A 13,124-nucleotide genomic window follows, 5' to 3' on the forward strand; every position below is an offset into this window, starting at 1 on the left:
TCAATCACTCCATAAGGATGGGTTCGCCGTTCTCCATCGTGATCAGCGCACCCGACTCCATCTGGAGCGGTGAACCGATCGAGAACTCGCGAACGTGCATCTGATAGCTGCTTAGGCCGTCTCGAACGGCCTCCATTTCCACGCGCGCCAAGCCGGCGCCGACCGGCGTGTGGGTCGATTCAGGTACGAGGAGACCGGCATCGGTGTGTTCCAGCACGCCATTGATGAAGTAGCGCACGGTGTAGGTGGTGCCGGGTTCCGGACCCACGGCCGCCATACTGACGTCGACGAGCTGGTCAGCCTGCTGCACGCGATCACGGTGGACGCCGGTAACGGTGACCTCGCCGATCACCGCGTCGACCTCGAGCAGGCCATTGATGCGGAACTGGCCCGGCGGGTACGGGCGCGCCGCACGCCCGGAGAACTCGACCTCCATTGCGGTGGCGAGCCCGATCGCCAGCTGCTGCGTGCCTGTGTTGGTCAGCAGCTTCACGAAGATGGTTTCGCCGTCGACGTATTCCGTGACGTCGCCGGCGGCGCCGACTTGGAAGAACCAGACGCGCTCGCCGGCGGCGTGTTTGACCGGGACCGTGTCGGAGCAGCCGCGGCCGAACTTGACCGCGCCCGTGATCGAGTTCAGCTCGTCCACACGCACGATCTCGCTGCCCCACAGGGCGGCCATGCCGATCTCCACCTCGTCCAGCCGGTAGCGGTTGGACAGCGTGAACAGCTCATCCTCGTAGCCCGATGCCTCGACAACCACGGCCGCGGCGGTCCAGTCGCCCTGAGCGCCTTCCTCGTACCCGGTGCCCGTATCCACCATCACGGTGTAGTTGCGGCTGGTGGCGGGATCAGCAGCGACCGTCAGCAGGTAGCCAGTCTCCGCCGGCAGCACCTCCAGATCCGCGCGCGACAGTGCGGCTGCAACCTCGATGTAAGGTGCCTCGAATGCGCGCTGCTGGACGATAGGCAGCGGTGTCTGGCTCGGGTTGGTGTCGACGCCGTCCTCGACCTCAATGAAAGCCGTCTCGGGCAGGCTGTAGACATCCTGCAGCGCGGTGATCGACATCGCGCCGCTGCGCAGCTGGCCGCTGCTCTTCTCGCTGAAGATGCAGACCATATCGGCGATGCGCCGCTTCTGCAGCTGCAGGCGGAAGTAGGTGCCCGGACGCCAGGCGTACGGCTTACGCGTGGTCTTCAGCGGAAATCCGCGTAGTGCGTTCGCCCTGGCCATCAACTCGCGCTGCGCGACACGGGCAGCGAGGCCCGCCGTCGGGATCTCCAGGAACTCGATGGTCAGATGGTTCGTGCCGAACTCGGTGATCAATGCCGGCGACTGCACTGGCGGCGTGACGATGGCTTCCTTCTTCTCCGGGTCGAAGTACTTCACCGAGACGCTGTTGACGGCGCTGTCGAGCAGCGTGGGCTGCTCTTCAAACTCCAGCACGTCGTCGTCCGTCAGGACCGGCAGGCTCTCCAGGTCGTAGATGCCGTTGGCGATATCCAAGTACCACTGGCCGTCGATCAGACTGCGCGTCATGGCGCAACCCGCCACGCGCTGGATGCGCTGCTCGAACTCTTCCACGCTCTCCGCGCTGGGGTCATAGGCGGTGCAGAGGCCGAAGCCTTGCTCGTGGAACCAGTCGGCGGCCGCCCGGAAGCTGGCGTCGTTCAAGCTCTCGATCGGCTCGCGCCCCATGTCTGCCTGGGTGCGTGAGTAGAACAGGATGTGGGCCGGGTTCATGGCCAGCTTGTCCTGCGACAAGCCAGTAAACACCATGCCGGCGAAGATGTTGTTGCTGCCCTCCGGCACGCCGTCGGTTACCTTCAGCGCCACCACAGACGCCCCGGTGAACATGACCTCTGCCCGGGAATGGAAGTAGTTGATGGACGTGAGTGCGATCGGCTCTCCGTCGATCCACAGCCATGCGCCATCATCGTGGTAGACGTCGATCGTAGTCGCACCGACAAAATTGACTTCGCGGCGAATCCAGATGGTGCGGCCGAGCCCACCGCTGACGACGGTGTTACGCGCCAAGCCACTTCCTGCAGGCACATACGAGCCGAAGCCACCACGGTCCACCGGCCAGTCCGAATGGTCGTAGGTAGGCGAGGAATAGTCGGCGGTGCTGCCAGGCAGCTCAACCTTGTAGGCCCACATGCCGTCATAGGGGACATCCAGCGAGTTGAACGGGATTGCCGCCTTCTCGGGGTACCAGCACTCCTCATCCCAGCCCTTCAAGATTCGCCGGATCTTGTAGCTGGCCTTCTGCGGATAGGGGTTCATCGCGCCGTACTTGCCGCCCTTGAACACCAGCGTCGTGAGCCCGCGCCACGCTGACTGCTGGGGTCCAAACGCTGACGCGAGGTAAGCATTGACCTGCTGGTCTGGCTCGCCGAACAGCACCTCGACATCCCCCACGATGCCGCCCTGATCTTTCTCGCCGCCCCACAGGTTCGGCGCGTTGATGCTGATGGTGCCGCTCTCTGTGAGCTGGCCCATCCAGGCGGTCTTGTCGCCGCCGCGGAATTCCAGGAACGCGTCCGCCGTCAGCCCCAAGCCCGCGTGGTAGGCGGGCTTGTACCAGTAGCCGACGGTCGTCTTCTTGCTCTTACCCACCGGTGGAGTCTCCGTCCGCGTTCTTCATCGCCTCGCACTGGCGGGCCCACTTCACCAGCGCGATCGCCAACCCATCGCCTGTCGCTTCCAGCACATCGGCCTCGATGCCGTGCTTGATGAAGCTTCGCCAATCCAGCCCGTGGGAACGGAACCAATCTGCAGACTTGCTGCGGCAAAAGCCGTTGCGCTTGCTGAAGCCGGGGATCGTGAACAGATGGGTGCGGGTGACGATCACTTCTTGCCACCCTTTGTCTTGATCGCCACGGTGCCCATCAGCCGCCATGCGAGCAGAAACTCATCGGTCACCCAGCAGGTGCCGAAGTGGTGCTTCACGGCCAGGCCGTCTTCGACGGTAGGCGCGTCAGCGGCCTGCGGCTGCGGTGCCTGCGGCTTCGGGCGCATCGCGTAGCTGATCACCGCCGCGACGATCATGATGATCAGCTGCACGACCCACCAGTAAATGGCCTTGACCGGCTCACCCGGCGGCGGCGGGATGATCGCGGCCACCGCCATCTTGATCAGTTGCAGGATGCACACCAGCACCGCGAACGCGAACACGACCAGGTGGGCGATCTCTCCGCCGCGGGTATCCAACCACCAGTAGCGCGCGCGCCACGACCAGACGTAGTGGAGCCGGCGAAGTTGCTGCATCAGCCCCATGACATGCTGTCCTCTTTGGGGTTCTTACCCGGCTTGTAGATGGCGCCGCCATAGTGCGGCGTGTTGCCGCGCGCGGCGCATGCGGCCCACGTGCGCGGGCAACCAGGCAGGACAGTCACCAGGTCATCGATCTCTGGATTCGGCCCACCTGGTGCGAGCTGGAGCGTTTCACTACCGATGCCGTGAGACACGATCGGCCGGCGGATCACCAGGCCGCTGGCGGTCGTGTAGGTCAGGTAGCCGCCTGCCAGGGTGAAGATAGAATCAGCGAACTCGGGCGCCGTCATCAGCAAGCCGTCGACGTCGGTCAGTGCGGCGGTGATGCCCGTTGCCGGAAAATCCACCTCGATCGCGCTGTCCTCCGCCAAGCCGGTGGCATCGGCAAGGACAAGTGCCGGGCGCTTCGTGTAGGTGATGCGCTCGATCGGACTCGACAGTTGGTCAGTCAGCGTGGTGCCATCTTCCCAGCTGAAGCCCTCCGTGACGTGCACGCCGAGCCCTACAAAAACGCGCCTCCATTCGTAGGCGAAGTAGGCGGCCAGAATCGTCGACGTGCGCTCGATACCGCCGCCGTCCGTCCACCTTGCCGTCCTGCCGACCAGCGCGGTGAGATGGGAGATCAGCTCCGGCACGACCACATGCGCCTGCGGCGGCGTATCGCTGCTGGTCTGTTCCAGCCGCTCGATCGTGCCCTGCACCGTGTGCGCCGCAGGATTGAGGTTGCAGCCGCGTGGCCCGGTGGAGTAGACCGTCTTCCAGCAGCCGCGCTGCCACTTCGCGCCCTGGTTGCGAGCGCGATCGACGCCGTTGTCAGGCTCGCAGGTGAGCTCCAGTTCCGTGTCGGTGAACTTGGGCTGGGTGACCACGCCCTGCCACTCGATAGCAGGCGGATCAACGTCGCCGATGTGCGTTGCCAGGCACATCACCGACATCGTGTCGGTCGGCACGTACGGGAACCAGTTGTCGCCCAGCTCTTGCGTACTCGGATACTCCAGCGCATCGGGCGCGCGGACGTACGCCATGGTGATCTTGATCCGATCCTTTGCGCGTTCGGTCGTCTGCTTGATCTCGCTGCGCTGGATCTGGGCGCCCCGGTAAAGGTGGCCTCCAAACTCCCGATCCTCGTCGCCCGCCCAGTAGCGCCAGGTCAGGCCCTGCCGGCGGAACACGAACAGGTGCACGGGCCGGCCGGTGAAGCGGCCCAGCTCGAACAGGTCAAAGGCCATGGTCGAGCTCCCGCCAAACCAGCTCGCACTGGGCCACATCCGGGCCCATGAAGCGAAGCAGGTTGGTGTCGGTGTCCTGCACGCTGAGCGTCAGGAAGCTGATCATCTTGACCTGCGCCACGGTGAATGCCGCCGGCAGCGCGCTGCCCAGCGCCAGCCGGTCGACGGTCGCACTGGGCGTGGCGACCCCCGTGATCCGCCGGTAGTACACCGTGCCGTCGAACAGCTCGATGCGGATGTCGCGGTGATTCGGCGCGATGGCGCCCGCGCTGGTCGAGAGCAGCGGCCCGGCCACGTCCAGCGACGTGGCGCCTGCGCTGACGTTGGCCGAGATGCGCAGGTCGTGCGCCCAGCTGGGCACCCACGCCGGGCTCCAGCGCCCGGCCAAGGCGAAGAGTGCGGCACGGAACGTGGCGATCGCCTGCGCGCTGTCTGGTGCGTACTGCATCGTGGTCTTGCCGAGCGCCACGCCCGCCACATCCACGACGACCGGCGGCGCAATCTCGAAGTCGACCGGGTCCAGCATGCGCTCCGGCACCCACATCGGGTCCGAGGTCCAGGCAGGCGACAGGAAGTCGAACACCGGGAAGTCGCGGTACAGCGAACCCGGGAACGCCGGCTCCGTGACCAGAGGCTCGTCCAGCCGGAAGCGCGTCTGCACCAGTCCCGAGTCGTCCGCGGTGAATCGGCCCACGGACGGCATCTCAGCCAGGTGGGCGCGACGCACCGGCAACAGGTGCGTGCCCGCCGGCCAGGCGAAGGCCAGCCCGTCAGCCAACACCAGGCCCTCAGGCTCCACGGCGACCACTTCGCGCAGCTCGAAGCGGCGCGGATCCGCGCCCAGCACCAGCACGTGGCCACCCTCGACGAACCGCGCGCCAGCCACATCGAAGGCCAGCGTGTCCTCGTTGGCGGCTGCGGCTACCCCGAGCGCTCGCGCATCGATCGACACCGGCACCCACCATGCGCCTGCGCTGTTGGCCCGCAGCAGCACGTCCATCCAGCGCCGGTTGGCGCCGGACTCAAGAGCGCTGAACGCCAGCATCGTGCGCGGCGACTGGCGCAGCCGGCGATGCTGAGTGCCACCGGTAGGAGCGGCCAGTACGTCCGTCAGCCAGTCGTACTGCTCGCTGTAGTCGCCGCCCGTGGCGAAGGTCCAGGCAACGGGATCAGGCACCGTTGATGGCCCCCAGGTTGTTGCGGGCATGGGCCACCACCACCTTCTCGCCGGCGGCGCCGGCCAGCGCGTTGGCCAGCTCGTCTTCGCTGAACACCACCACCACGCGCGTGGGCTGGGCGCTTCCACCCTGCCCCGCATTCATGCGCGCCTGCAGTGCGTTCTCCTGCTCGCGCGTGCGCACGATCTCGCCCCGCTTGAGGATCGCCGGGATCTCGTCGTGCTGCAGACCGGCCACGCCACCGCCGTGGTAGCGCGGCGCGGCGCCGAACACCATCGGGTTGATATTGTTGCGGGTCAGGCGCAGGGAGCCCACAGTACCGCCGCTGTGCGCGGCGCCGTAGCTGCTCATCGAGTTGGCGATCATCAGGAGCGTGGCGGCGGCCGAAAGCTCCGTGGCCGACTTGCTCAGCTGATTTGCGCCGTAAGAGATGACACCGCCGGCGATGGTCGTCGCGGCTGCCGCACTGGACAGCTTGGCAGCACCCTGTGAGGCGTCCTCCGCATTCCCCTCCCCGCTGCTGAACATATTGGCGATGGCGCTGGCCAAACGCTTCGACGCCGCCTGTGCGGCCATGTCGTAAATGCCCTTGGCGAAGTCGGCCACCAGTTGCCGTACGCTCTCGGCAGCTGTGAGTGCCCCGTCACGGACGTTGGTGAAAAAGTTGTTGAGTGCGCTGACGCCCGCATCTTGCGCACCCTGCTTCAGCTGCTGCATCGATGCCGTAACGTTCGCAATCGCAGTGTCAATGCCGAGCAGCCCATCCCGGGCGGCGGTCATGTTCGGGTCGCCGGGCGCCAGCGAGGCGACGTAGGCGAGCTGCTGCTCGCGCAACGCACGGAGCTGCTCCAGCGTCTGGAAACGGATCTCCTGCAGGCGGCGCTCGCCTTCGACGTAGCCCAGGGTGCCAGCGTCCATCTGGGCGCTGATCGAACCTTCAGCCGCCGAGAGACTACCGGTCAGGTTGGAGAACTGGTCGCGATAGCCCTCCAGCTTTGTCTTGTTGAGCTCGTCCTCGGCCTTCCTCTGCTCGCGCGCCGCCGTGATGGCGACCTCAGCACGATCACGCTGAAGGATGGTGATCTGCTCTTCAAGCTGCCGGCGTTTACCCAGCTCCTTCGTGACCGCCAGCTCACCCTGCAGCTGCTCCAACTGCAAGTCGATCAACTGCTGCTGGAGATCCACGCGCTTGGCGTAATACTCGGCGATGCCGATCTGCTTGTCGTCGAACTGCGCATCGAGCGCCTCCTGCGCACGCTTCACAGCATCCTGCAGAAGCACCGTGCTGGCGGTCAGTTCGTCGATCTTGTCCTTGGTCTTGCTCCCCCCACTCTTCCCGCCATCCTCCCCGAGGATCTTGCGGATGGTCGCCAGCAGCGCTTCTGACGCCGGCGTCACCGTGGCGGCCGCCTCCTTGGCGTCCGTCGCCGCAGTATTGGCCTGCACACCTGCAGCACCGAAGAGGTCTCCGATTCGCTTGACGTCTTGATAGCCTTCCTTCAACAGGTCCCGCGCCGTCGCCATCTCGTTGGCAATGCGACCCGGCACCGCGGAAAAGTCTGCAGCACTCGCTTTGATCCCCGCCGCACCCTGCCGCCAGAAATCGGTGAGCACCGTGATCGGGTTGCCGCCCTCCATCAGCCGCTTGGCCGTGCCCGCGACCAGACCGAGCGTGCGACCCAGCGTGTTCTGCACCGTCTCCGCGACGATGGCCGCAGTGTGGCCTAGCGATGCCACCACGGTGACGACCGCCTCGACAACGTTCTTGACGAAGATGCCGACAGCGGCCACGCCTTTCAGCGCGCCGGCGAGGATTGCTCCACCCTGTGCCGCCGCGCCGGAGCCCTGCCCGGCATCGACGGCAGCGTTGGCATAACCGGACACTGCAGGGATTAGATTCTGGGCGGTCTCGTTCGCGAGCCCCATGGCCACGAACTTGAGCTTGTCCAGCGAGTCGTTGAACTGGCCAGCGCCCGCAGTGGCTGCGCTGCTGAACTCGTTGCCCGTTTTCGCCGCCTCCTCGCCGAGCGCCTCAATGCCGCTGCGTCCGAGGTTGAGCAGTGGAATGAGCCCGGGGCCCAGCCGTTCACCGAAAAGCTCCACCGCGAGACGATTCTTGTCGACGCTGTCTGGCAGGGAGGCGAAGACGGAGGCGAGATCCAAGAGGATCTGGTCGGCGGTTCGCGCCTTGCCAGCAGCGTCGGTGAGCTCGATTCCTAGCTTCTTCAGCACCTCACCGCCGCTGACCACGTCCTTACCCAGCTTAGTGATGCCCTTGCCGAGCAGCTCGATGTCGACGGCGCCGAACTTGGCGGCGTAGGCCAGGCGGGACAGCGACTCCGATGCGACGCCCGTGATCTGCGAGAGCTCATCGATCCGGTCCATTCGGTCAACGGCATCGAACAGCGCCGTAATGCCGCCCGAGACGGTCTGGATACCGATGTAGGCGCCAGCGATGTTGAGCAGCTCCTGACGGACCTGGCCGAGGCCGCTCGACCAGGCAGCGGTATCCGGCGCCGTCTTCGCCGCATCCGCCTTGACCTTTGCCAGCTCGCCACGCAGCACACCCAGCCCCTGCTTGATGTCGGCAAGGTCGGCCGAGATGCGGACCCGCAGGTTGGCGCCGCTGTTGTTGGCCACTACTCGTCCCTCTCCAGTTGCTTCAGGTAGCGAGCCCAGTCGCTCTGCTCGTACTGCGATGCCCGCAGGTTGATCGCTTCATCACGACGCCGTTGGCGTTCGGCGCGGCTGGCCGCCTTTGAGAAGGCAGCGAACTGCGCCAGGGTGTAGCCCTTGATCTCCGTCAATGAATGGCCGGCGCCGACAAGGTGCTGGATGGCGTCTGACCATCCGCGCTTGCCGGCAGGGACGGCGCCGGGCCTGGCGCGAACTTCACCGACTTCATTGCCTGGATAAAAAAATCCCGGTTCACCTCGACGATCACGCGCGCGAGATCGAGCAACTCGGCCGCATTGCGGTTCCCGCCGATGAATTCGGCCGGGCGCCCGGTTGCGATCGCTGCCGCCTCGATGATCGACTCGCCGTGCAGCTCCAGCAGTTCCAGCACCATCACCGTGTCGTCTTCCAGCCATGCTGGGTGCCGCCCTTGCAGGAACTCAGCGATCACGGGCCGCACGAGGCGAGAAAATCGCGGCAGCTGGACAAGGGTGAGCGGCTGGACCTCCAGCTGCTCACCCCGAAACCGGGCCACCCCGGACTGCGGATCCAGGATGTCGAGACCGTCCGTCGACATCAGTCGACCACCACGACCTGGAAGAACTTCGACAGGCCGGCGCCCTTGGACGTATCCGACAGCAGCGAACCGCTGACCTCACCCGCGCCATAGTCCTCGCCCAGCAGGCCCAACGTGGCCAGCACGCCGCCGCTTACCTTGTGCGCGGTCACCCGCACCGGCTTGCCGCTGCGCGCCTCGTTCAGCCCGGACAGCACCATGGTGTACTGCTTGGCCGCGTTGACCATGGCCTCGGTGACGGTGTGAGCGTCGTAGGTGTAGTCCACCTCGAAGTTGGCCGCGCCGGCCACCGGGTCGGTGATCGCGCTGGTGGCCGGGATGTACAGGCCGCCGTTGTCGAGCACGTAGTCATCGCCGGCGTCGTACGGCGTGCCGCCGCCCACCGGCTCGACCGAGGTGATGGTCTTGGCGATCTTGGCCAGCGGCACCCAGCCACCCTTGTAGCCCACCACCGCCTCGGCGCTCGCGTTGCCCGACACCACCTTGGTCGAGGTACCGCGGAGGAACCGCGCGAAGTTCTCGCCATTGAAGTCGTGGAACGTCAGGCTGAACTGCACGTCGTTGACACGGTCGATGCGGTTTCGGATGCCGCCACCGGGGTTGGTGAAGTCCTGCAGCTGCAGCGTGTTGACCTGCGGGGCCAGGTTGAAGACCGAGCAGTTGCCGATCGGCAGGAACGGCGCGGCGGCGCCGAATTCCTTGATCAGGATATGGCCGCTGCCCACGTAGCTGTAATCCGGCTCTTCCATTGTTGCGTACCTCGAGTTATGCCGCGCGGCGGCGGATGGGGATATGACTGGTGTAGGTGATGGCCACGCCGATCCACGCTTGGCCCACCTGCTGCGGCGCCAGCGGCTGGGCCGACTGGTACTGCGGGAACTGGAACCCGACGGGATAGCGGAAGGCCTGGTCCGCCATCGCTTCTTCGATGTCGGTGGTGAGGGCGTCGAGCTTGGCCTGCGCATTCGCCAAGGTGGCCGGCACCTTGGCCAGCACCTGCACCGTGGTCAGGCGACTGGTGTTGCTGCGCGCCGGATCCACCGCGCGGTCCTGCTTGTCCCAGACGACGGCGATGAAGGCCGCCTCGGCCTCACCGATCACCGGCGCCGGCTCGCGCGTCACCGTAAGCCCCGCGTCGGTCAGGTAGCCGTCCGCCACCCGGATGCGCTGCAGGCATTCGGCAATACGCGTCAGCAGCATCTCGCGCGGGCTCACGACTGCACCGCCCACTTGCTGAGCGACTCGTCGCTGCTGTCCACGCGCTGGGCCAGCGTGTACGTGATGCCGTCCACGATGACCGTGCCCGTGACCTCCGGCTCGACCTGCGCACGGCGGAACGTGACGAAGGTGGTGTAGGACGACACCGGCGCGAAGTCGTCGCCGAACTGCGCGATGCCCTTGTCGACCAGCACCTGCACGGTGGTGGGCGTGCCCACCGGCGAGACGTACAGCGCGTCGATGCCACCGACGGCCGCACCCCAGGCGCCGAAGAAGGCCTCGTCGAAGCTCTGCTTGAAGGCGGCCTCACTCATGTGCGCCCCCTGAACTTCGACGACTCGACCGCCTTCTGCAGCTCGCGGTTGAAGTGGAACGGCATCAGCCGGTTCCACTGCCGTTGCGCCAGGGCGAAGATGTCGTAGCGCGGCGTGTAGCGCGCGCTCTTGGTGAAGATGAAGATGCTGCGCACCGCACTGCCGAACCCGGTGGTGATGCGCTCGTAGATGCCGGGCAGCAGCTTGCCGCGGCGCTGCTTGACCACGAAGTAGCTGCCACCGCCGCCCCGCTTGCGCTGACGCGCCAGCCGCTTGTCGCGGCGCGCGTTGGTCTCGTTGGACGTGTAACCCGCCTCCAGGCCAGCGCGCAGCTGCGAGATGATCTGGCGCACCTGCCCGGCGGCGACGTTGCCGAACATGTTCAGGGGCGCGCCGGCGCCTGGCACGGCGAACATGCCGCGCGGCATCAGGCCCGCCGACATCAGCAGGCGCTCCATGCCCTTGAGGCGGCGCTCACCGCCCTGCACCTGCGGCAGCAGGTACTGCGCGGGCGCTGTGCCCTTCGTGGCCTCGTCGCGCAGCTTGATGACGGCATACGGCTTCTGCTTCGTGGCCTTCTCGTACTGCGCCGCGCGCACGGTCAGCGGCGTTGGCCGGTCGAACACGTCGCCCGCCTTGCGAGCCCACACGTTGCGGATCTCGACTGCCGTCGCGTTGCAGGCCTGCACCACTGCGAACGGCAGGTTCTGCCGCTCCAGCTCCGTGAACTGCCGGCTGAGCGCGTTGTCGGCGTCGACTTCGAGGCGGACGAGGCTCACGGCTTCACCTCCGCAGGCTGCTCGTAACAGACGTTGAGCAGGCCTTGAGCGGCCTTCAGTCGGGCGACGGCTTCGCCGTACTGGGCGTCGAAGCCGCCGGCAAGACCAAGAACTCGGCCGATAGCGTCTGCTCGGCCTCGATCGACGAGGGCAAACCCTCCAGCAAGTTCGGTGCCTTGCCAGGCATTGGCTTGCGGACAACGGTCTCGCCAGACGTCCCGCACCCGCTGAGTACCAGCAGCAATAGCAGCGCCAGTACGGCGCCCACGCTCATACGCATCACTCATCTCCTGGGCACGCGTGGCCGCAGCCATGCCCTTCTCGTTGTGATAGGTCGCCTTGGCTTCTGCGGCCTGCACGGCCAGCTGTGCGGATTGCTCTGCCACCGCTCGTGCGTCGCGCGCGACCTCCGCCATGGTTTCGGCGTGGTCAGCCTTGGCCATCTGCAGCCGGTACGACTGCAGCGCAGCGATGCCGCCGAGCGCCAGCGACGCTGCTACCAGGGCGTACAAGACGGGCGCGGTGAGAAAGCGCGTCATGGCGCGTCGTCCCACGTTCCGCCGCCCACGCACCAGGCCGTGAAGCAGGCGCCCAAGAGGAAGCCGACCACGCCGCCTGCGACCGCAGCGATTAGCGCTTGGCCGGTCAAGGCGCATCTCCCAGGCACACGCGCAGCTCGGCCTTCCGGCGGTTGGTCAGCCCACCAACCTCCCGCAGCTGGCCATTCACACGCGCCTTGTTCCACTTCAGCAGTTCGGGGCACCATGCGGCGCCCGGGAACCCCTGATTGATCTTGCGCACAAGCGTGGAGCCGCACGCGTTGGCGACCCCGACGTTGTAGGTCCAGCTCGTGATCGCCGCCATCTCGTGCACCTGCACGGGCCGGGAGATGCAGCGGGACACGCCGGCGTAGTGCTTGCCGATCTCGGTGTCCAGCAGCACATCGCACTCCGCATCGGAATAGCGACGGCCAGGGATGACCGCCTTGCCCGTCACGCCTTCGCACACCGTCCAGATGCCGACGAGATCTCGGTAGGGCACATGCTCCCTGCCCTCCCACGGCTTGATGATGCCTGCGGCGAGCGCCAACACTGCAGCGACGAACGCTCCGGCTGCGGGAGCGACGGGTACCGATCGCGTGGTAGCGCGGTTAGCCATTGCCGCGCACCCGACCGTAGAGCCGACGCACATCGGCCCAGCGGCTCTTCCACCAGCCCAGCCACTCGCCCCAGTTCTTGACCACCGTGGTGAACAGCAGCGATGCCGTGTACAGCACGGAAAGCCAGACGAGGATCGACTGCGGGGAGATGGCGCCCACCTCCGTCGCGGCGGCGACCACGGCTGGCGGTGCGACTTTCGCACCCATGACCGCAAGGTCCTGGCTGATCTGTTCTTTCACGAGGGTCCCCTGTGGACGCTTCATAGGAGGCCCCACCGCCGCGCACGCCACCCGGGATCTGTGCGCGACGGTGGGCCGGGCTTAGGCTTGCAGGCTGCCGGCGCCGGGCAGCAGCTTCACCTTGACGGTCGTCGCGCTCGATCCGGCGGTCTCGACCGCAATCGCGCCGCCGACGAGATCGCCGGTCGAAGCGCCGCTGGCGATAAAGGAGCCGGTGGCGACATCCCAGATCGGCTTCGACCAGGCGTTGATGGCGGCGCCGGTTGCCTTGGGCATTTCCCAGACGCCCTCGACACCGGCCTCACCGGCGCTCCCGTTGGCAACCGTGGTGAGCGATACGCCCAGGAGCGTCCCCAGCAGCACACCACTGCCGGACGACGTGTCGGCGGCGGCGGTGAACGTCAGGTGCTCGCCGGGCTTGATGTAGTTCTTGGCCATGTTCGTATCCTCGATTCGTGGCCCGGACGCGGCCTGCGT

The 13,124-nt window shown here is 66.4% G+C and carries 16 protein-coding genes; all 16 read right to left on the minus strand.

From position 1 onward, the window contains the following. Positions 1-4: 4 nt before the first annotated feature. Positions 5-2,620 carry a hypothetical protein gene (locus MMG85_RS11780; RefSeq protein WP_241046216.1) on the minus strand — a complete coding sequence of 872 codons (2,616 nt, stop codon included), beginning with the start codon at positions 2,618-2,620 and terminating at the stop codon, positions 5-7. Further along, positions 2,613-2,855, minus strand: a complete 243-nt coding sequence (locus tag MMG85_RS11785) for a hypothetical protein (RefSeq protein ID WP_241046217.1) — start codon at positions 2,853-2,855, stop codon at positions 2,613-2,615. Before MMG85_RS11785 ends, MMG85_RS11780 begins: the two co-directional genes overlap by 8 nt. After that, complete coding sequence (locus MMG85_RS11790; protein WP_241046218.1) at positions 2,852-3,271, minus strand: hypothetical protein; 420 nt, start codon at positions 3,269-3,271, stop codon at positions 2,852-2,854. The genes MMG85_RS11785 and MMG85_RS11790 overlap by 4 nt, the downstream gene beginning before the upstream one ends. Beyond that, on the minus strand, positions 3,271-4,506 hold the full coding sequence (locus MMG85_RS11795; protein WP_241046219.1) for a phage BR0599 family protein: 1,236 nt from the start codon (positions 4,504-4,506) through the stop codon (positions 3,271-3,273). Before MMG85_RS11795 ends, MMG85_RS11790 begins: the two co-directional genes overlap by 1 nt. Then, positions 4,496-5,683 carry a hypothetical protein gene (locus MMG85_RS11800; RefSeq protein ID WP_241046220.1) on the minus strand — a complete coding sequence of 396 codons (1,188 nt, stop codon included), beginning with the start codon at positions 5,681-5,683 and terminating at the stop codon, positions 4,496-4,498. The genes MMG85_RS11795 and MMG85_RS11800 overlap by 11 nt, the downstream gene beginning before the upstream one ends. After that, positions 5,676-8,324 carry a phage tail tape measure protein gene (locus MMG85_RS11805; RefSeq protein WP_241046221.1) on the minus strand — a complete coding sequence of 883 codons (2,649 nt, stop codon included), beginning with the start codon at positions 8,322-8,324 and terminating at the stop codon, positions 5,676-5,678. The genes MMG85_RS11800 and MMG85_RS11805 overlap by 8 nt, the downstream gene beginning before the upstream one ends. Next, the gene (locus MMG85_RS11810) at positions 8,324-8,491 is read right to left on the minus strand and encodes a hypothetical protein (protein WP_241046222.1); all 168 of its coding nucleotides are present in this window, start codon (positions 8,489-8,491) and stop codon (positions 8,324-8,326) included. Before MMG85_RS11810 ends, MMG85_RS11805 begins: the two co-directional genes overlap by 1 nt. Then, positions 8,488-8,937: a hypothetical protein gene (locus tag MMG85_RS11815; RefSeq protein ID WP_241046223.1), complete on the minus strand. Its 450-nt coding sequence runs from the start codon at positions 8,935-8,937 to the stop codon at positions 8,488-8,490. The genes MMG85_RS11810 and MMG85_RS11815 overlap by 4 nt, the downstream gene beginning before the upstream one ends. Next, positions 8,937-9,686, minus strand: a complete 750-nt coding sequence (locus MMG85_RS11820) for a hypothetical protein (protein WP_241046224.1) — start codon at positions 9,684-9,686, stop codon at positions 8,937-8,939. The genes MMG85_RS11815 and MMG85_RS11820 overlap by 1 nt, the downstream gene beginning before the upstream one ends. 16 nt (positions 9,687-9,702) lie before the next feature. After that, the gene (locus MMG85_RS11825) at positions 9,703-10,152 is read right to left on the minus strand and encodes a hypothetical protein (protein ID WP_241046225.1); all 450 of its coding nucleotides are present in this window, start codon (positions 10,150-10,152) and stop codon (positions 9,703-9,705) included. Beyond that, on the minus strand, positions 10,149-10,469 hold the full coding sequence (locus tag MMG85_RS11830; RefSeq protein WP_241046226.1) for a hypothetical protein: 321 nt from the start codon (positions 10,467-10,469) through the stop codon (positions 10,149-10,151). The genes MMG85_RS11825 and MMG85_RS11830 overlap by 4 nt, the downstream gene beginning before the upstream one ends. Further along, complete coding sequence (locus tag MMG85_RS11835) at positions 10,466-11,248, minus strand: hypothetical protein (protein WP_241046227.1); 783 nt, start codon at positions 11,246-11,248, stop codon at positions 10,466-10,468. Before MMG85_RS11835 ends, MMG85_RS11830 begins: the two co-directional genes overlap by 4 nt. Then, a complete protein-coding gene (locus MMG85_RS11840) occupies positions 11,245-11,787 on the minus strand; it encodes a hypothetical protein (protein WP_241046228.1) in 543 nt (180 codons plus the stop codon). The genes MMG85_RS11835 and MMG85_RS11840 overlap by 4 nt, the downstream gene beginning before the upstream one ends. Positions 11,788-11,893: 106 nt before the next feature. Continuing rightward, the gene (locus tag MMG85_RS11845; RefSeq protein WP_241046229.1) at positions 11,894-12,340 is read right to left on the minus strand and encodes a lysozyme; all 447 of its coding nucleotides are present in this window, start codon (positions 12,338-12,340) and stop codon (positions 11,894-11,896) included. Between the two features lie 58 nt (positions 12,341-12,398). Continuing rightward, positions 12,399-12,647 carry a hypothetical protein gene (locus MMG85_RS11850; protein WP_241046230.1) on the minus strand — a complete coding sequence of 83 codons (249 nt, stop codon included), beginning with the start codon at positions 12,645-12,647 and terminating at the stop codon, positions 12,399-12,401. An 81-nt stretch (positions 12,648-12,728) separates the two neighbouring features. Beyond that, positions 12,729-13,085, minus strand: a complete 357-nt coding sequence (locus MMG85_RS11855; RefSeq protein WP_241046231.1) for a capsid cement protein — start codon at positions 13,083-13,085, stop codon at positions 12,729-12,731. Between the last annotated feature and the right edge of the window lie 39 nt (positions 13,086-13,124).

Origin of the sequence: Pseudoxanthomonas sp. LH2527 (genome assembly GCF_022539275.1) — a bacterium.
GTDB lineage: Bacteria > Pseudomonadota > Gammaproteobacteria > Xanthomonadales > Xanthomonadaceae > Pseudoxanthomonas_A.